Annotated in this window: 20 protein-coding genes; 10 read left to right on the forward strand and 10 right to left on the reverse strand. The window is 46.0% G+C overall.

Translation table 11 applies throughout. The features are described from left to right. The first annotated feature begins 255 nt into the window (after positions 1–255). The 5 genes from V1498_RS04140 to V1498_RS04160 all read left to right on the forward strand — a co-directional run bounded on the left by V1498_RS04140 (position 256) and on the right by V1498_RS04160 (position 5,542). On the forward strand, positions 256–1,290 hold the full coding sequence (locus V1498_RS04140; RefSeq protein ID WP_409297040.1) for a fatty acid desaturase: 1,035 nt from the start codon (positions 256–258) through the stop codon (positions 1,288–1,290). Between the two features lie 199 nt (positions 1,291–1,489). Next, positions 1,490–2,620, forward strand: a complete 1,131-nt coding sequence (locus V1498_RS04145) for a sensor histidine kinase (RefSeq protein ID WP_409297041.1) — start codon at positions 1,490–1,492, stop codon at positions 2,618–2,620. Further along, on the forward strand, positions 2,620–3,219 hold the full coding sequence (locus tag V1498_RS04150; RefSeq protein WP_409297042.1) for a response regulator: 600 nt from the start codon (positions 2,620–2,622) through the stop codon (positions 3,217–3,219). The genes V1498_RS04145 and V1498_RS04150 overlap by 1 nt, the downstream gene beginning before the upstream one ends. A gap of 176 nt (positions 3,220–3,395) precedes the next feature. After that, the gene (locus tag V1498_RS04155; protein ID WP_409297043.1) at positions 3,396–4,253 is read left to right on the forward strand and encodes an aldose epimerase; all 858 of its coding nucleotides are present in this window, start codon (positions 3,396–3,398) and stop codon (positions 4,251–4,253) included. Positions 4,254–4,348: 95 nt separating this feature from the next. Continuing rightward, positions 4,349–5,542 carry a nucleoside transporter C-terminal domain-containing protein gene (locus V1498_RS04160; protein WP_409297044.1) on the forward strand — a complete coding sequence of 398 codons (1,194 nt, stop codon included), beginning with the start codon at positions 4,349–4,351 and terminating at the stop codon, positions 5,540–5,542. Between the two features lie 81 nt (positions 5,543–5,623). Here the strand turns inward: V1498_RS04160 and V1498_RS04165 are convergent, their stop codons facing one another. The 3 genes from V1498_RS04165 to V1498_RS04175 all read right to left on the reverse strand — a co-directional run bounded on the left by V1498_RS04165 (position 5,624) and on the right by V1498_RS04175 (position 9,633). Next, entirely contained in the window at positions 5,624–7,996 is a 2,373-nt protein-coding gene (locus tag V1498_RS04165) for an immune inhibitor A domain-containing protein (protein WP_409297045.1), read from the reverse strand. A gap of 176 nt (positions 7,997–8,172) precedes the next feature. After that, positions 8,173–8,733 carry a 3D domain-containing protein gene (locus tag V1498_RS04170; RefSeq protein WP_409297046.1) on the reverse strand — a complete coding sequence of 187 codons (561 nt, stop codon included), beginning with the start codon at positions 8,731–8,733 and terminating at the stop codon, positions 8,173–8,175. Positions 8,734–9,273: 540 nt separating this feature from the next. Beyond that, complete coding sequence (locus V1498_RS04175) at positions 9,274–9,633, reverse strand: DUF948 domain-containing protein (protein WP_409297047.1); 360 nt, start codon at positions 9,631–9,633, stop codon at positions 9,274–9,276. Positions 9,634–9,842: 209 nt separating this feature from the next. Between V1498_RS04175 and V1498_RS04180 the strand changes: the two genes are divergently transcribed. Further along, positions 9,843–11,207: an aspartate kinase gene (locus V1498_RS04180; protein ID WP_409297048.1), complete on the forward strand. Its 1,365-nt coding sequence runs from the start codon at positions 9,843–9,845 to the stop codon at positions 11,205–11,207. A 179-nt stretch (positions 11,208–11,386) separates the two neighbouring features. On the opposite strand, the gene V1498_RS04185 is transcribed toward V1498_RS04180, so the two are convergent. The 3 genes from V1498_RS04185 to V1498_RS04195 form a co-directional block, all read right to left on the reverse strand. Continuing rightward, the gene (locus V1498_RS04185) at positions 11,387–11,578 is read right to left on the reverse strand and encodes a YfhD family protein (protein WP_409291570.1); all 192 of its coding nucleotides are present in this window, start codon (positions 11,576–11,578) and stop codon (positions 11,387–11,389) included. Between the two features lie 86 nt (positions 11,579–11,664). Beyond that, positions 11,665–11,775, reverse strand: a complete 111-nt coding sequence (locus V1498_RS04190) for a YfhE family protein (RefSeq protein ID WP_409297049.1) — start codon at positions 11,773–11,775, stop codon at positions 11,665–11,667. Between the two features lie 71 nt (positions 11,776–11,846). Next, positions 11,847–12,743, reverse strand: coding sequence for a TIGR01777 family oxidoreductase (locus tag V1498_RS04195; protein WP_409297050.1), 897 nt, complete (start codon positions 12,741–12,743; stop codon positions 11,847–11,849). Between the two features lie 87 nt (positions 12,744–12,830). Between V1498_RS04195 and recX the strand changes: the two genes are divergently transcribed. Together recX and V1498_RS04205 are read left to right on the forward strand one after the other, a co-directional pair. Further along, a complete protein-coding gene (recX, locus tag V1498_RS04200; protein ID WP_409297051.1) occupies positions 12,831–13,640 on the forward strand; it encodes a recombination regulator RecX in 810 nt (269 codons plus the stop codon). Between the two features lie 18 nt (positions 13,641–13,658). Continuing rightward, a complete protein-coding gene (locus tag V1498_RS04205) occupies positions 13,659–13,979 on the forward strand; it encodes a YfhH family protein (RefSeq protein ID WP_409297052.1) in 321 nt (106 codons plus the stop codon). 19 nt (positions 13,980–13,998) lie between these two features. Here the strand turns inward: V1498_RS04205 and V1498_RS04210 are convergent, their stop codons facing one another. Next, positions 13,999–14,136 (reverse strand): hypothetical protein, encoded by a 138-nt coding sequence (locus tag V1498_RS04210; RefSeq protein ID WP_409297053.1) that lies wholly within the window; start codon positions 14,134–14,136, stop codon positions 13,999–14,001. A gap of 24 nt (positions 14,137–14,160) precedes the next feature. Beyond that, complete coding sequence (gene sspK / locus V1498_RS04215; RefSeq protein WP_409291576.1) at positions 14,161–14,313, reverse strand: small, acid-soluble spore protein K; 153 nt, start codon at positions 14,311–14,313, stop codon at positions 14,161–14,163. Between the two features lie 112 nt (positions 14,314–14,425). Here sspK and V1498_RS04220 point away from each other — a divergent pair, with 112 nt between their 5' ends. Next, on the forward strand, positions 14,426–14,692 hold the full coding sequence (locus V1498_RS04220) for a YfhJ family protein (protein WP_409297054.1): 267 nt from the start codon (positions 14,426–14,428) through the stop codon (positions 14,690–14,692). Between the two features lie 96 nt (positions 14,693–14,788). Here V1498_RS04220 and V1498_RS04225 read toward each other — a convergent pair whose 3' ends face one another. Beyond that, positions 14,789–15,769: a metal-dependent hydrolase gene (locus tag V1498_RS04225; RefSeq protein ID WP_409297055.1), complete on the reverse strand. Its 981-nt coding sequence runs from the start codon at positions 15,767–15,769 to the stop codon at positions 14,789–14,791. A gap of 227 nt (positions 15,770–15,996) precedes the next feature. Between V1498_RS04225 and mutY the strand changes: the two genes are divergently transcribed. Continuing rightward, positions 15,997–17,097 carry an A/G-specific adenine glycosylase gene (mutY, locus tag V1498_RS04230; protein WP_409297056.1) on the forward strand — a complete coding sequence of 367 codons (1,101 nt, stop codon included), beginning with the start codon at positions 15,997–15,999 and terminating at the stop codon, positions 17,095–17,097. 15 nt (positions 17,098–17,112) lie between these two features. Here the strand turns inward: mutY and V1498_RS04235 are convergent, their stop codons facing one another. Next, on the reverse strand, positions 17,113–17,337 hold the full coding sequence (locus tag V1498_RS04235; RefSeq protein WP_409297057.1) for a hypothetical protein: 225 nt from the start codon (positions 17,335–17,337) through the stop codon (positions 17,113–17,115). Positions 17,338–17,371: the final 34 nt, after the last annotated feature.

Genomic DNA, 17,371 nt, shown 5'->3' on the forward strand with positions numbered 1-17,371 from the left:
CTGTTCTTTTGTTTTTTTAAGGTTTCCCGGCAGAAGTCCTGAATGATTATATGGCCAGCGCTACCTTCAGCATTGCTTAGACTGGCTATATAGAAAAAAAATTTAGGATAATTACTGTCAAAAAGCCTGATGTAATCAATAGTAGGCCAGGCACCCATGACATTTGTCATACCCTGTGTATGACGGGTGCTACTGCAGGTTTTTTGGATAATTGTTTATAATAAGCAATAACCCAAAATAGAAGGGAATTATAAGATGTCTAAACAACAATTGATCAGTTTAAGAAAACAAATGACTCCTTATGAAAAACCGAATACAAAGGACAGCGTCATCCAGCTGTTCAATACATTACTGCCTTTCTTTGCACTGTGGTATCTTGCGTACGAAAGTCTATCGGTTTCCTATTTCCTTACACTCGCTATAGCAGTTGTGGAAGCTTTCCTTTTGACCAGGATTTTTATCATATTTCACGATTGCTGCCATAACTCCTTTTTCAAAAATAGGAAGGCAAACAAGTTCCTGGGGACGATAACAGGTGTTATGACTCTGTTTCCTTTCGCGCAATGGCAGCATGATCATTCGGTGCATCATGCAACGAGCAGCAATTTGGACAAGCGCGGCACGGGAGATATCTGGGTGCTGACGGTTGACGAATATCTGGCTGCTCCCATTTCGCAGAAAATTGCTTACCGTATGTACCGCAATCCGTTAGTCATGTTCGGGCTTGGACCCATTTATGTGTTCCTGCTGAAGAATCGCTTCAATCGTAAGGGAGCCAGGAAAGCGGAACGCCTCAATACCTATCTGACAAATGTGCTTATTGCCCTTGTCGTGGCTGTACTCTGCCTCACTATTGGCTGGCAGCCGTTTCTGTTAGTGCAGGCTCCGATCTTTTTGATTTCAGGGGCACTTGGCATTTGGCTGTTTTATGTTCAGCATACGTTTGAGGACTCTTATTTTGAAGAAGATGATGAATGGGAGTATGTAAAAGCAGCCGTTGAAGGAAGCTCATTTTATAAGCTGCCAAAGCCGCTGCAATGGCTGACTGGGAACATTGGCTACCATCATGTTCATCACCTGTCACCCCGCGTGCCTAATTATAATCTGGAAGCGGCACATTATAATACAGAGCCGCTTCAAAATGTACCGACCATCACACTTAAGACAAGCCTGCAATCCCTGCGCTTCAGGCTCTGGGATGAAAATGATAAGAGATTTGTCACTTACAGGAAGGCGAGGTCTTACATGCAGTCCAGAAGGCTTAAAGTGAAGACTGAAACGGAAATCTAAATTGAATTTGACGATCCTCTTGCATAATAATCAGCAGTGCTGTCTCTGCGTGCTATTATTATATGAGAGGATTTTGTTTAAAAGAGAGGCTGTTTTTGCATTCTGTATGCTGTAATCAACCTAAAACTATAGATTTGTAAATAAAGTTTATTACGAACAACAATCTTTTAGAAAACAGCCAAAGAAAAAGAGGTCCGGCATGATCAGGAAATATTTTTCATTACAAACGAACACAGGGATCGCTCCCTATATCTGGACTGTATTATGTATACTGCCTTTCTACTATATTCTCCAGTCCACATCCACTATTAAAATTGTTGTCGGGATCCTGCTGACCGTCACTTTCTTTATTCTGTACCGGATTGCTTTTATTTCTAAGGGATGGCCGGTATATTTATGGACCATTATCCTGATAGCAATTTCTATTACATCGACAAGTCTTTTCAGCTATGTGTACTTTGCTTTTTTCCTTGCCTATTTTATCGGCAATATAAAGGAGCGGGTCGCATTTTTCACCCTGTACTTCATCCATTTAGTCACCGCTTCAGTTTCGATTAATTATGGAATCGTCCTGCGGGAAGGGGTGTTCCTGAAACAGCTGCCCTTTGTGATCATCGTCTGGATTTCGGTGATTCTTCTTCCATTCAGCATCTATAACCGCAAGGAAAAAGGCGTGCTTGAGGGAAAGCTCGAGGATGCCAATAAGCGGATATCGGAACTTGTGAAGCTGGAGGAAAGACAGAGGATTGCCCGGGACCTTCATGATACCCTGGGACAAAAGCTGTCGCTCATCGGTTTAAAAAGTGATTTGGCGAGGAAACTGATTAATAAGGATCCAGATCAGGCCCGGAGTGAATTAAAGGATGTCCAGCAGACGGCCAGAACCGCGCTCAATGAGGTCAGGAAAATGGTTTCTTCCATGCGCGGAATCCGATTGAAGGATGAACTTGTGCATGTAAGAGAGATCTTGAAAGCTGCGGAGATCGACCTGATCCTCGATCAGGAAAAGCCGCTGCAGCGAATATCGCTCCTGACCGAAAATATTCTCAGCATGTGCCTGAAGGAAGCTGTAAATAATGTGGTAAAACACAGCGGGGCATCTATGTGCAGCATCACCATCAGGCAGACCTGGAATGAAGTGGCAGTGACAGTCAGTGATGATGGCGAATACAAAGAACCGGACCGCGGCCATAAAGGATATGGTCTGACAGGGATGAAGGAAAGACTTGAATTCGTGAACGGCAGTCTTGAAATCAGAACAGGTTATGGAACGGCACTTGATATCAAGGTTCCCATTGATACTAAACAGACAGACGGGGAGGATCTCTAATGATTAAAATCGTTATTGCTGAAGATCAGCAAATGCTTTTAGGAGCATTGGGCTCTCTCTTGAACCTGGAGGATGATATGGAGGTCGTCGGCAAAGCTTCGAACGGCCTTGAGGCCATCAGCCTGGTAAAGAAGCATCAGCCTGATATATGCATCATGGATATTGAGATGCCTGGGAAGACCGGCCTTGAAGCAGCAGAAGAACTTGCGGGGGAGGGGTGCAGGGTCATCATCCTGACGACCTTCGCGAGATCAGGTTATTTCCAGCGTGCTTTGAAGGCAGGAGTAAGCGGTTATCTGCTTAAGGACAGCCCAAGTGAAGAGCTGGCAAGCTCCATCCGTTTGATCATGGGAGGCAGGAGAATCTATGCTCCTGAACTGATGGATGATGTGTATGGGGAAGAAAATCCCCTGACCGAACGGGAGAAGGCGGTCCTGGAGCTGGTGGCCGACGGCAAAAACACAAAAGAAATCGCCGATGAACTCAGCATAAAAACCGGGACGGTCAGAAACTATATTTCTACGATACTGGACAAACTGGAAGTAAAAAACAGAATCGAAGCCATCACTCAATCCAAAGAAAAAGGCTGGTTTAAATGAGCCTTTTTCCTTGGGAGGCTGGCTTCTTTTCTTTTATTTCAATAAGAGGTATCTTTAAGTGTCTTGTGTAGAGAGGGCACTATTTAACGAGGTGCCAGCAGTGGAAATCAACTTTCATGTTCAAAAGCTACAATGTATATAAAAACACTTTATCTAAGAGAAGGGATTGATTATGTATGTACAGCGTAAACACCTATCAAGATGGAGAATATATGATGTTCAAACTGACGGACTCGGAGGCCGGTTCCTGGGTGAAAATAGCGCCGGGACGCGGGGGACTGGTAACAAGCTTCGGGGCAGGAGATTATGAGGCATTATATATGAATGAAAAAACATTTCATGATAAGGATGCAAATGTCAGGGGAGGCATCCCTATATTGTTCCCGATTTCGGGCCAGCTTGAAAACGGGGAATACACCCTTAAGGGGAAAACGTACAAAATGAAGAATCATGGATTTGCCCGGAATCTCCCCTGGCAGGCTGTAAAATCAGGCACCGAAGATGGCGCTTCGGTTACACTCGTCCTTCTCAGCACGGAAAATACCAGAAAGGCATATCCATTTGATTTCAGACTGGAATTTACCTATATCCTGAAGGGGACAACCTTAACGATCAAACAGGAATACAAGAATTTTTCTTCTGAGGAGCTTCCGCTCTATCCAGGTTTTCACCCGTATTTTGCTGCGGATGATAAGGACCTGGCTTATAATACGGATGCCCGGACTTACTTTGACTATAATGATGGCACCATCCATTCCCTAGATGAAGGGCTGAGTCTTGCAGGCAAAAAGGAATCGCTCGCTCTGCTTGATGCAGAAACCAATCAAATTTCTTTTCGGGCTAAAGATAAAAAGATCCGCATGACATACGGAAAAGAATTTAAATACGTTTATTTATGGACAGAGGAAGGCGGGGACTTTGTATGTGTGGAGCCATGGATGGCGAGGACCGGGGAATTTCACCGCGGAGAAGAATTAGTTAAAATTGCACCCGGGGATGCTTTGATGACAAGTCTCTCCATTTCAATTGATTGATGAGTTCGATTACTTGCACCCTCAGGGTTCCGGTTAGCCTTGCTGCAGGAATAAGGATTACTCCAACAGGATAAAATAAGCACCGAGGTGATCTTATGTTTTTCTTATTGAATCTTTTAGGAGTCTTTGTGGTAGTGGCGCTGGTATTCCTCTGTTCTCCGCAAAAAAAGAAAGTTAAGTGGAAGCCCATTTTGGTTTTACTGATAGCGGAGGTGCTGATCACATGGTTCATGCTAGCTACTACGGCCGGAAACTGGGTAATTAATAAAATCGCAGCCTTCTTCACTTGGCTCATTGCCTGTGCTTCGGAAGGGATTTCATTTGTATTTCCATCAGTCATGGCCAATGAAAATGTGGATTTTTTCTTTAGTGCTCTAATGCCAATCATTTTTATCATTACCTTTTTCGATATTCTGACCTACTTTGGCATTCTGACTTGGCTGATTGATAAGATAGGCTGGGTCATTTCCAAGATTTCAGGTCTTCCGAAGCTTGAGAGTTTTTTCTCCATCCAGATGATGTTCCTAGGCAACACAGAAGCGCTGGCAGTCATCCGTCAACAGCTGTCTGTATTGAAGGAGAACAGGCTGTTGACGTTCGGGATAATGAGTATGAGCAGTATCAGCGGCTCTATCATCGGTGCCTATCTCTCCATGGTCCCTGCCCAATACGTGTTTGCCGCCATACCTTTGAATTGCCTGAACGCCCTGCTGCTTGCAAGCATCCTGAATCCTCTCGATGTAGCAGAGGAAGATGACATTGTCTATGTTCCTCCTAAAGAGGAAAGAAAGGATTTCTTCTCGACCATCTCAAATTCTATGCTGGTCGGAATCAACATGGTGATCGTCATTGCAGCGATGGTGATCGGCTATGTTGCACTGACTGCTGCCATCAATGGAATTCTTGGATTTGTCTTCAGCGGGCTGACGATTCAAAAGATTTTCTCGGTCATTTTCAGTCCATTTGCTTATCTTATGGGCCTTGGCGGCAAGGATGCCCTGTATGTAGCCCAGCTCATGGGAATCAAGATCACGACCAATGAATTTGTAGCCATGCTCGATCTTAAGGATAGGATCAAGGACCTGGACAAGCATACGGTCGCCGTGGCCGTCACTTTCCTGACCTCATTTGCGAACTTCAGCACAGTGGGAATGATTTACGGTACATATAATTCCATATTGAGTGAAGGGAAGTCAGCAATCATCGGCAGGAATGTCTGGAAGCTCCTGGTGAGCGGTGTGGGAGTTTCGCTGCTGAGCGCCATGATTGTCGGATTATTTGTTTGGTAAAAGGTCTTTGGCAGGACACTTCCCGAGCGGTCATACATGCAAAAAGACGCCGGGCATAGAAACCCGGCGTCTTTCGCTTTTTTAATTTTTAGAGATTAGAATTTCACCGACTGAACGGTCGCGGCTTTCCCCTGTTACACGGAATTTCAAGCCTAAGTTTGGAACTTTGCGGCCTGAATCAGGAAGAACCGGATTCAGGTAGCTCAGGCTGTCATCAAACATAGGAACCGGCCTGATCAGGTTATCGGTCAATGTCAGACCGTTTACATTAAGGAGCGTTTTCGAGCCTGGTGCGAGTCCAAATGCGGCGTCATGGACCTGATAGCGGTTAGAGGCCGCTGTTCCGTCAGACCATTTCAGCCCGTTTTGGTCGGCATCAACAACACCGAGGTATCCTTCGCCAGGATGGATGCCCGTCCAGTTATCTGTATAGCTGTTATCCACATACCATACGACGAGGCCCGGATCATAGGAGAGAAGGCTGTTTCCTCTTCTGATGTGGGCAAGTCCAAGGTCAACTCCCTTATGGTTGCGCCATTCCAGCAGGTAATAGTGATTATAGAAGCTTGCGCCTGTGCTCTTTTCAAAGCCGCCTGCCAAATCAAATTTGACTGTGCCGTCTGCATTGTCCTCAAGGACGATGCCTTTATCTGTAGATACCTTGATATCATCCACATAGAAGCCTGGCATCGCTAATCCGCCATCCGTATCATAGTTGAATGAAAGAACGATTTTCTTCCCGGCATATTTGCTCAGGTCGAATGTGCCTTCCACCCATCCGTTTGATGTGCCGGTAATGCCGTGGCCAGGGTTTGCTTCATTCGGGTCTTCATCCACAGTGAGATTGCCGGCAACTGTTTCAAACGTTTTACCGCCATCCACTGAAGCCTGTACACTTGCATAATCAAAGTCCTTCTCGATATCATACCAGGTTTTGAATGACAGGTTTGCGGAAGCCGCATTGGTCAGATCAACTTCAGTTTTCATCGATTGGCTCAGACCGTCCCCTTTGCCGGAGAAAAACTCATAAGAGCCGCTTGCTGGAGAATTGACTGTTACCTTTTTATCCGGGAGATCCACACGCACTGCATCATTGTTCGTCCCCTTGGAATTAGCCTGGTCAAGAAGGGCAGAGATTCCCTTTTTCGGAATGTCGGAAAGGCTGATCTGCGATCCTGTCAGCCAGTTGCTGCCTTCCATGGAGTTCTGCAGGTATTCTCTCGCATATGGGCTGAAGCCTGTCGGTTCTGTTCCAGGAACATCGCCAGACCAGCTTCCTGATGACATGATGGACCAGTGGGCAACTGCTTCGCCGGCACCGGTGTATTGTGTGTCATATTCGTCCGGGAGTCCAAGGTCATGGCCGTATTCGTGTGCGAATACACCGGCCGCGCCGTCAGCTGGTTCAACAGTATAATCATAGGCTGCCATCTGGCCGCCCCAATTATCGGATTCAGCGGTCGTGCCAGGGATGGTAAATATATTCCCTAGGCTCCAGCGGTGAGACCAGATAGCATCTTCACCCAATTGTCCACCGCCAGCTTCTTCTCCGACAGAAGAGTGGACAACCATCAGATGGTCAACCAGTCCATCCGGCTCGCGGTAATTTCCGTCACCATCAAGGTCATAGCGGTCTTCCTTATCATAATCTTGAAGATTCAGGCTTGGATCCTTTGCAGCTGCTGTAAGGGCATCCTTGATCAAACTGCGCGGATTTCCATCGCTGCCGCTTTCAGGGTCGTTTCCGCCATAATAGGCTGCCGGATTGGGAGCCTTATACCAGCCGGCGACCTTGCCGTTGATGGTATAGGAGCCGCCTGACTGCTGCTCATAGAATTGTTTGACTGAAACGAGCTTCTGGCCTTTTGGACCGGTATAGCCGTCACTTCCAAAAATCATATTTTGATAGTGTTCTTTAGTATAATCGGCATAATACATATCCGATTCTCCCGGTTTAATGTTGTTATGAGGGAAGTCTGGATATTCCACCAGGAGAACCAGAACTTCATCCTCCCGTTTGGTGCCGTTCCATTTTCCTTCTTCCTTAACCGGTTTTACTGAATTGGAATGTTCAAATTTATTTCCTTTTTTGCTTTTGACTCCATTTTTCTTTTGTTTTGCTTTAGCCTGCTTTTTCAGCTTGGACGCTTCCTTTTTAAGAGAGCCGTTTTCTTTTGGCTCGTTCTTTGCGAGGGTGCTAAGATATTTGTTTAGGATTTTTTGAGCCTGGCTGTCGGTCGCGCCCGCTGGAATCTTGCCTGACTTTTTAAGCATGGCAATCAATTTCTCATCATTTGCAATCCCAAGATCGATAGGAGCAGAAGAACTGTCCACAGCTTTTGGTTCAGCCGGCTTTGCCAGCACGTTCTGTGCGGCCGCAAAGGGAGTGGCAGGAAGCAGCAGGCTGAGAGAAAGAGCTGCTGCTGAGAGAGCGGTTAGCTTTTTTTTCTTCATAGTATTCCTCCAAGTTAATGTTTAGTGTCTCGAAATTCATTATAACTCAAATCTTACAAATATTTAGAAAATAAAGATAGTTCTTTTGGCTCATTTTTAATAAAGTAATAGAATAAAGGAAGCAGAAAAAGAGCCCGCTGTATTCAGCAGGCTCCCGTACTCGACAATTTTATCTATTATTTATATACCTTAATTTTTACAGTTTTTCTTCCCCATTGCAGGGCTTTTGAGTGGCTGGAAATGAATACATCAATCTTATGTCCCTTAACAGCACTGCCTTTATCCGCAGCTACTGCATATCCATAACCTGGAACATAAACTTTTGTGCCGAGAGGAATGATCCTTGGATCGACAGAAATAGCTTTCGCATTAGGGTTGCGCTTCAGGTTAAGGCCGGTAGCGGTAACTCCGCTGCAGCCCTTGCAGCTTGCCGTGTAGGCTGTGGCTGTTACCGAAATTTCCTTGTAGGAAGGTGCTTTCTTCTTTGCTGCCGTTTTTTTGACGGCCGCAGCCTTTGCTGCCGCAGTTATTTTAAGAACCTGCTTTGGCTTGATGTGGTCGCTCTTCAGTTTGTTCCAGCTCTTCAGCTGGCTGACCGTTATATGATATTTCTTAGAAATTCCCCAGAGGGTATCTCCGCTTTTTACTTGATATGTATTCGATGCTGCTCCAGCAACTCCAGAAACTCCAAATGTTAAGATAATCATCATGCTTAGAAAGAAGGTAAATTTTTTCAAATCTGACATTCTCCTTTTTCTTTGGTAGACATAGAATACCAGCCTTTTGTAACAGGAGTGTTTCAAAGGAGTAGTAATTTTATTACAGTTAAGAGACAACTTGCTAGATTTAACGTAAAAAACCTATTTGCTGATGACAAACCATAGCCCGGGGCAGGCTGCAATGTTAGCTGTACGGCGAGTAAATCCAGCAGTTTGGCGAGTAAAATCTTATTCCGGCGAGTAAACCAAGGACTTTCGCTAGTAAATTTAATAAACGGCGAGTAATCATTCATGTCCGGCGAGTTAATACCTTAAAACGGCGAGTAACGCCTCACTATGAGTACCTTCAGACCACCTCCAGGCAATAAAATTATCTTCGGAGAATCAAAATGACCCTAAACGCACCCATTTAATTAAAAAACCGCTGCATACAAGCTGAAAAGCTTCATGAAGTTGAAAATAAGCATCGGTTTCCCCAACCAAATAATCATGTTAGCAAAACAAAAAAGGGTCCGGAAATGAACACATTCCAGACCCTTTTATCTTTTGACGGTTATATTACCCTCGTCCATAGCTCGCAAGTAATTTTTTTGTTTTATTGCTGTTTTTCTTTTCAACCTTAGCCGGCTTCATTTTCTTCCAGAGCTGCATGACTGGTTTGGGTGTCTGCTTTGCTTTCTGAATCGTTGAATTGACAGCTTCCTTTTTAACCTGGATATCAGTCATGAGCTGCTGCTGGTGTTCCGTAAGCTGAGTTGATTCTACCTTAATGGTGTCAGTCCTCTGCTGCATGCGTGCAGCTGTCTGGGAAAGGTCGTTGATGGCAGGCTTTACCCGCTTAAAGGTTTTAAAGGCAAAATACCCGAGATAGCCAAGTGAAAGCAGGATAACTGCCAGGCTGATATAAACAATGATCAAGATGTCTCCTCCTCAATTAATATTCTCTATTTCTTTTCTTATCTTTACCCGCATTACAAAAGAAATAACTGGGAAATGATGAAAATCCACTTAATTGTCTTTTTTAAAAATACATTTGTATCTATACTGCGGAATTTTTCCTTGATTCTTAAAAGAAAAGGTATATAATAAGGATTAATTTTCAGAATAATAAAACAGGAGTTGTCGGAATGAAAGTTGTAAAGTTCGGAGGTTCTTCCCTTGCATCTGGTGAACAATTTAAAAAAGTATGCAGCATTATTGCCTCCGATCCTGAAAGAAGGCTCATTGTCGTCTCAGCTCCGGGCAAACGGAGCAGGGAGGATCTAAAGGTAACAGACCTGCTGATAGCAAGTGCGGGATTCTTCCTTAAAAACGGAAGGGTGGATGAAATTTTATATGAGGAAATCGTTCAAAGGTATAAAGACATATCGGACTGCCTGAACCTCGATGCGGAGGTAATAGAAGAAATCAGCACAGATATCAGGAAAAGGATTGAGAACAGAGAACTTAAGGCGGATCAGTACCTTGATTTGGTAAAAGCAGGAGGAGAGGATAATTGTGCCAGGCTGCTTGCCGCTTATCTCCGGCAGCAGGGGCTGGAGTCCTCCTATCAAAATCCCCTCGGGGCCGGCCTGTTTGTATCGGCTGAACCAGGGAATGCGCAGGTGCTTGATGAATCGTACGGAAATCTGGCTTCCCTCGCTGACAGAGAAGGCATCTCGGTGTTCCCGGGATTCTTCGGATACACAAAAAATGGCTGTGTTGCCACCTTTTCAAGGAGCGGCTCAGATATAACGGGATCTATCTTATCAAATGCAGTCAGGGCAGAACTATATGAAAACTTCACAGACGTGGATGCGGTATACTCAGTCAGTCCCGGAACGGTTGACGGGCCGAAAGAAATCAGTATGCTCACCTACAGGGAGATGAGGGAGCTTTCATATGCCGGCTTCAGCGTCCTTCACGATGAGGCTTTGATACCCGCCTTCCGGGCCGGTATCCCAGTGAATATTAAGAACACCAATAATCCTGATGCACCTGGGACACTCATTGTGAACAGCAGAAAGAAATCAAATGGACCTGTTGTCGGGATAGCGAGTGCTGATGGCTTTTGCAGCATTTATGTGAGCAAATACCTGATGAACCGGGAGCTTGGGTTCGGAAGAAGGCTTCTTTACATCCTCGAGGAATTTCATCTATCCTACGAACATTCTCCGTCGGGCATCGATGATATTTCCGTGATCATCAAGCAGGATGGATTCAGCAGGGAGCTTGAGGGAACCATCATCAACCGGATATATGATGACCTTGGGGCAGATGAAGTAAAGGTGGAGAAAGATATTTCATTGATCATGATTGTCGGAGAAGGGATGCGTCATAATGTAGGAACAACTGCGAGAGCATCAATGGCCTTGGCAAAAGCGGGTGTGAACATTGAAATGATCAATCAGGGGTCATCTGAAGTCAGCATGATGTTCGGAGTCAAACAGCTTGATGAAAAGAAGGCAGTCAAATCCCTTTATGAAGAATTCTTTGTGAGCGTCCCGGTATAGAGGTAAAGTCCTGCTCACTGGAATTCGGGAGGAATCGACAAATTACTCACAGATTTATCCACAATTAAGGTTTTGTTACATCAAGTAATTAACAGTTTATTCACATTATCCACAAGCGCTGTTTGTTCATGATTGTGAATAACAAAAGGAGCAGGGGCCAAGGACCCTTGCTCCTTTTGTTATCGGCTGCGCATCTGGCGTGCTTTTGCCCGCTGGTCTGCAGCTTTTGAGCGTGCCTGCGCTTCCAGGTCATCCGTATCGGCAAGTCTTTCGGAGAATTCTACATCCAGTCCGTCCCGCTTGAACTCTTTTGGTGTAAGCGGAAGATCCTGTTTGTTCCGGCTGTGATTACGGCCTCGTGAACGTGCCATAAGAATGCCCCCAATCGGATGATTATTAGGAAAATATCTTTCCTGTGGATAGTTTCCCTAAGCGGACAACTCTCTATGTATGGAAATTATGGTTTAATGCCCGCTGCCCGGTCAGCTTTCTTGAACTCTCTTCTATACAAAACTTCCTGGGTGCTCGTTAAATGGTTTTTTCTTTTTTCATTTCGTTTCTTGTCCAAATGAGCCAGCTCCTTTTACAGTTATAATCACATATTTCCCCGTATAAGCTTCCCCCATACACAAAGAAAAGCTATTTTAGCGATTCAAGGGCAGAGGATAAGCCTGGATGCTTATATTTAAATCCATGTGCTCCAAGCTTTGCCGGAACCGCCCTCTGACCTTTGAGCACGAGCATGCTCATCTCGCCAAGCATCAGCTTCAGCAGTGGTGAGGGGACAGGGAGCCAGTGCGGCCTGTGCAAAATTGCCCCGGCTGTTTTCCCGAATTCATCCATCCGGACAGGATTGGGGGAAGTAATGTTGATTGGACCGCTTACTTCTGGAGAATCGAGGGCAAAAAGGATCGCGTTTACGGCATCATCGATATGGATCCATGACAGCCACTGCCTGCCGCTCCCGACCCTGCCGCCGGCAAACAGGCGGTAAGGCAGAATCATTTTTGGCAGGGCACCGCCGCTGCGCCCAAGAATGACCCCGAACCGCGCAAGCACTACCCGTGTACCGAAAGATGCTGCCTTGCCGGCCTCTGTCTCCCAAGCCTTAACAGTGTGTGATAAAAAGTCTTCATTGAAGGCTGGGGACTCCTCGTTAAAGGTCTTATCGAGGGAGGTCCCGTAAACTCCTACGGCACTCGCATTGATCAGAACAGCGGGCCGTCTTTCCAATGCCTCCATGATCCGGTTTATTTCCCTTGAAGAATCAATCCTGCTGTTAATGATCTTTTCCTTCTGATCCTTCGTCCATCTCCCGCCATTCAGAGACTCCCCAGACAGATTAATTACAGCATCGATAGCGGGCAGATTTTTCTCAGGAGTACTGTCCCCGGACAGCCATTTTATATAAGTGATGTTTTCACTGGGTTTGCGGTCCTTTCGTGTCAGGACAAAGAGCCTGTCTCCCCGGATTTGCAGCCTCGTAAGGAGAGCGCTTCCGATGAATCCTGTTCCGCCGGCAATCAAAATATTCATTTCCATTCCTCCTATGATAGCTGTTTCGCGCTTGTTAAGGGAAAACCCTGTAAAAATATGATACATTGGTTTCAGGGGGTGAACGAAATGGCCCGTATTTCAAAAATAACTGCCCAGAAGAAGCGTAAGGACCGGTTTAACGTCTATATAGAAAAAGACGGAAGATCTGAATATGCTTTCAGCATAGATGAAGATGTCCTTATTAAGTTTGACCTGAAAAAGGGTAAGGAAATAAGCGAATTCGATTTTATAGATATCGGCTTTCAGGAGGATATCCAGAAAGCGTTAAGTCAGGCTCTCAATTATTTATCCCACCGGATGCGGACTGAAACAGAAATCAGGAATCTTCTCCGGAAAAAAGAATGGGGCGACCCGGTCATCCAGGAAGTTATCCATAAGCTGTACGGCTTTAACTATCTCGATGATGGAGAATTCGCCAAAGCCTATGTGCGTACACAGATGAATGCGAAGGGCAAGGGGAAGGACCTCATTTATAGAGAGCTTAAGGAAAAAGGGGTATCGGATCCCCATATCCAGACAGGCTTAAGTGAGTATTCGCTGAGCCTTGAAGTGGAAAACGCAGTCCAGGCAGCCGAAAAGGCCTTTAAACAGGCTAAAACCTCATCTGAAAGAGAAGCGGTGCAAAAGACAGAAATGGCGCTCATGAGGAAAGGATTTTCCAGGGAATCCATCCAGGATGCGCTAAAACAGGTTGCTTTTGAAAAGGAAGATGAAGCTGAATGGGATGCGCTGGTGATCCAGGGGATGAAGGCGCACCGGAGATATCAGAAATATACAGGCTATGAATATACCCAGAGGATGAAGCAGGCTTTGTTCAGGAAAGGTTTTCAGGCTGAGCTGATTGAGCGGTTTCTTGAAGAAGGGTTAGACACTTAAATCTTGGAGTGATGGAATATGAATGAAAAAAGATACAGCCAGCTGACTGCACATGAGCTTCAGCAGGAAATCAATTCATTGAGTGAAAAAGCGAGAAAGGCGGAGCAGATGGGGATGGTCAATGAATATGCTGTGCTTGAAAGGAAGGCGGCCATGGCAAAGTCCTACCTGCTTGATCCGAAGGACTTCAAGCCTGGAGAGTTATATGAAATCCAGGGTGCACCCGGAGAGTATTTTAAGGTTCAATATCTAAACGGCGTCTTTGCATGGGGCTTCCGTCTTCAGGGGAGCAAAGAGGAAGAAGCGCTGCCTATTTCCCTGCTCCTGAAAATTAAATAACCGGCTGACGAGAGCCGGTTCATTTATCTGTGATTGTTATCATCTCATTCAGGGCGTGAGCCTCACGTTCCTCGGAGGCTGTAAATTTCCGTGCCCTGGCATGCCTGGTGTCATGGCGGTGCTTGGCGCTTTGCGGCCGGCTGTCCATGCTCCTCATAAAAACACTCTCCGTAACCTGAATTTACTTTCCTCTGAGAGCAGACGCCTTCATTCTTTCCTGTGGATGTGTATTGATGGTCCCATCTGCCCTTTTTGAGGAATACTGTGCCTTAGCACGTGGGCCCGCATCATTTCCGGCAGTATCGCCGGGGAAGATTCTGTCTTTATTGCTCATCGGCCGCGGCCTCCTTACTGGGTATTGGGCTTTAAGAAAGCCCTGGTATTAGTATAAGGAATATCGGGGGAGCTATAATGACAAAAATAAGGTATGGGTGGTGAAAAGAAACATGAATAGTTATATAGAAGAACTGACAGGCATTTTATTGGAGAAGAATCCGGAGCTTGAACCAGCCAGGGCCAGAACCTGGATTGAACTCATCTGGGAGGATTTTGAAGCAACTTACGCGAAAGCCGGACATGAATACCGCGGGGCGGAAATGACCTATAAATTTGTGAGGCAATTTGTGGAAAGCTACGGAGGGAACCTGCATGAATTTATGGCTAAAAATCCTAAATATAAGCATATTCTGGACTCTGAAGGCCCTGTTCACTAAAAAACGGCTGGCTTATGGCTGCTGGATATCCGCTCTTTGCATGTATGATGTAAAGAGCGGAAGTCCATTGCCCATAACCAGCCTTTTTCCATGCAGTCAGCCCGGAAGGATATCAAGTTTCTTTTTAAGCTTTTCTTCACTGAAAATCCAGCCTGTATATGAATTGATGATGTTCAGGTCCTGATCGAGGTGAACCACTGCGACAAACGGATAATAACCGTTGCTTCTATACCTGAGGTCTATGAAACGCACCTCAGAGATATCTTTGCCTTCTTTGATTTCAAACCGGTACACCGGAGAAAAGGAAAGGAAGGCGGAAAGGTTTTTATCATGCTTGGCAGCATCTAGTATCCGGCTGTCAGGCAGCGGGATCCTCTCGAATTTGTCCAGGATGGTCAGTTCCTTGTCATGAGACCTGGCCACATAGAAGTGGGTGCCGGTCAGAATGGCGATCCGCCAGCGGTGAAAGCGCATGGTCGGTGAAATGATAACTTTCTTGGCCTCGGGAATCAATTTGAACACCCGTTTCTTGACCTGGCGGTGTTCGGTGATTCGAAGGACATAATAACCTGCCACCACCATGTACATAACCAGGAAAGTGATGCCCGGAGGAAAACCGAATCCCCAGAGTATGATGCCCGCTATGTGAATTCCGAAGATGACCGGGTCAAATGTATTTATGATTCCAAAAGCGACCCACTTTGAAGAAAAGGGCCGCAGTGCCTGTGTGCCGTACGCATTGAACAGGTCCACAAACACGTGGAGTGCGACAGCAAGGAAGGTCCAGAGCCACAGATGGAAAAAATCCGCCCCGGGCAGCATCAGTCCGAGCGTACCAGAAATTAACAGCGGCCAAAGGAGTACAGCCGGTATAGAATGGGTGATACCCCTGTGATTTCTTATATATACAGCATTGTTCCTTAACTTAAGTACAGTGTCCAGATCGGGAGCCTGCTGGCCTAAGATTGTGCCTATCAGGACAGCCTGTGCTGTGGCTGGATCGCTCCCGACAGCAGGGTCGAGTGCAGCCAGTCCCCCGAGCGCAATGCCCATTACAAAATGAGTCCCCGTATCCAATAAGCCAACCTCCTTGCTAAAACCATTTTTTTGCTTATTACCATTAAGAGGCAGCATGGGCGAGCGGCCCTATAGATAAAAAATTATATAATTATTTTGCATGATTATGATCCGGTTTATCCAGTATCGGACCTGCTGGCGGCAGCAAGACGCCCGCTCATCAGTCCAGGAATCATATTAATATATTCCCTTTCTAACTAAAAGTTAACATCACGGAGGAAAGAACCTTGAATAATGATAATTTGACGGAAAAAATAAATGTCCGGGGCTTTCAGAAGGACTTGATAGGCTGGTTTGACCGGGAGCAGAGAGACCTGCCCTGGAGAAAGGACAGGGATCCCTATAAGGTATGGGTTTCGGAAATCATGCTGCAGCAGACTAGAGTGGATACCGTGATCCCATATTTCAACCGGTTTATTGAATGGTTTCCCACCATCGCAAGTCTGGCTGAAGCGGATGAAGAAAAAGTATTGAAGGCATGGGAAGGGCTTGGGTATTATTCCAGAGTCAGGAACCTTCAGAGTGCTGTCCAGGAAGTGGAGGCGGAATATGGAGGGATTGTCCCTGATACCCCGCAGGAAATTTCGAAGCTTAAGGGAGTCGGTCCCTATACATCCGGAGCCATCCTCAGTATTGCATACGGCAGGCCAGAGCCTGCGGTCGATGGGAATGTCATGAGGGTCCTCTCCCGGATCCTGCTGATTGAAGAGGATATTGCAAAGCCGAAGACAAGAAATATTTTTGAAGCTGCAGTCAGGGAGCTGATTGACCATGACAATACGTCTTCCTTCAACCAGGCACTGATGGAGCTTGGAGCGATCATTTGTACCCCGCGTGTACCATCATGTTTATTATGCCCTGTACGGGAGCATTGCATGGCCTTTTCAGAAGGAGTGCAATCCAGTCTGCCGGTTAAAAATCAACAGAAGAAGAGCAGGACCGTGCCGATAACCGCTGCTGTCCTGACAAATGGAAAAGGGGAAATATTGATCCATAAGCGGCCGTCCACCGGACTCCTGGCCAATCTATGGGAGTTTCCGAACTTTGAGGATGCAGGGGCGCTCATGACGAAGCGGGAGAGCTTCCGGCAGCTTTTTGCAGAGAGCCTGGGGGCAGTCCCTAAGCTCGGAAATCATCTCGTGAGCCTCGAGCATGTCTTCTCGCACCTGAAATGGAAAATGGAAGTATATGCAGGCACGGTGGAAGGCATTCATAATGAAGCATTGCAGCAGGGATACAGATGGGCTGCAGTAACGGAGATCGAAAACTATGCCTTTCCTGTTTCCCATCAAAAGATCTGGAAAGCCTATCTCGATTCAAATAATTAGGGGGCGATGCCCCCATCAATCATAGCTGGTCCTTGTGCCGTGGGTATAATCTGCTTCATTTCTCTGCAGGTCATGACGATTTTCAATTTCTTTTACAATTTCCCTGTGAATGGCTTGTCCTTCTGAATTAAGATAGGGTACCATTTGTTGCAGGGACTGATGAAAAAAGGCAAGCTCGCTGTTTGCCCACTCGGTTTTAGGTACCATGGTAAGTTCCGTCATATCACGGCCAACATACATATAGATCTTCCTCCTTATGGAATGCCTGGAATTC

Source organism: Paraperibacillus marinus (assembly GCF_046237605.1).
GTDB classification, from domain to species: domain Bacteria; phylum Bacillota; class Bacilli; order Bacillales; family DSM-1321; genus Paraperibacillus; species Paraperibacillus marinus.

Coding starts and splice junctions, on each gene's coding strand:
- V1498_RS04140 (WP_409297040.1), top strand. CDS start 256: ATGTCTAAACAACAATTGATCAGTTTAAGAAAACAAATGACTCCTTAT.
- V1498_RS04145 (WP_409297041.1), top strand. CDS start 1,490: ATGATCAGGAAATATTTTTCATTACAAACGAACACAGGGATCGCTCCC.
- V1498_RS04150 (WP_409297042.1), top strand. CDS start 2,620: ATGATTAAAATCGTTATTGCTGAAGATCAGCAAATGCTTTTAGGAGCA.
- V1498_RS04155 (WP_409297043.1), top strand. CDS start 3,396: ATGTACAGCGTAAACACCTATCAAGATGGAGAATATATGATGTTCAAA.
- V1498_RS04160 (WP_409297044.1), top strand. CDS start 4,349: ATGTTTTTCTTATTGAATCTTTTAGGAGTCTTTGTGGTAGTGGCGCTG.
- V1498_RS04165 (WP_409297045.1), bottom strand. CDS start 7,996: ATGAAGAAAAAAAAGCTAACCGCTCTCTCAGCAGCAGCTCTTTCTCTC.
- V1498_RS04180 (WP_409297048.1), top strand. CDS start 9,843: ATGAAAGTTGTAAAGTTCGGAGGTTCTTCCCTTGCATCTGGTGAACAA.
- V1498_RS04185 (WP_409291570.1), bottom strand. CDS start 11,578: ATGGCACGTTCACGAGGCCGTAATCACAGCCGGAACAAACAGGATCTT.
- V1498_RS04195 (WP_409297050.1), bottom strand. CDS start 12,743: ATGAATATTTTGATTGCCGGCGGAACAGGATTCATCGGAAGCGCTCTC.
- recX (WP_409297051.1), top strand. CDS start 12,831: ATGGCCCGTATTTCAAAAATAACTGCCCAGAAGAAGCGTAAGGACCGG.
- V1498_RS04205 (WP_409297052.1), top strand. CDS start 13,659: ATGAATGAAAAAAGATACAGCCAGCTGACTGCACATGAGCTTCAGCAG.
- V1498_RS04210 (WP_409297053.1), bottom strand. CDS start 14,136: ATGAGGAGCATGGACAGCCGGCCGCAAAGCGCCAAGCACCGCCATGAC.
- sspK (WP_409291576.1), bottom strand. CDS start 14,313: ATGAGCAATAAAGACAGAATCTTCCCCGGCGATACTGCCGGAAATGAT.
- V1498_RS04220 (WP_409297054.1), top strand. CDS start 14,426: ATGAATAGTTATATAGAAGAACTGACAGGCATTTTATTGGAGAAGAAT.
- V1498_RS04235 (WP_409297057.1), bottom strand. CDS start 17,337: ATGTATGTTGGCCGTGATATGACGGAACTTACCATGGTACCTAAAACC.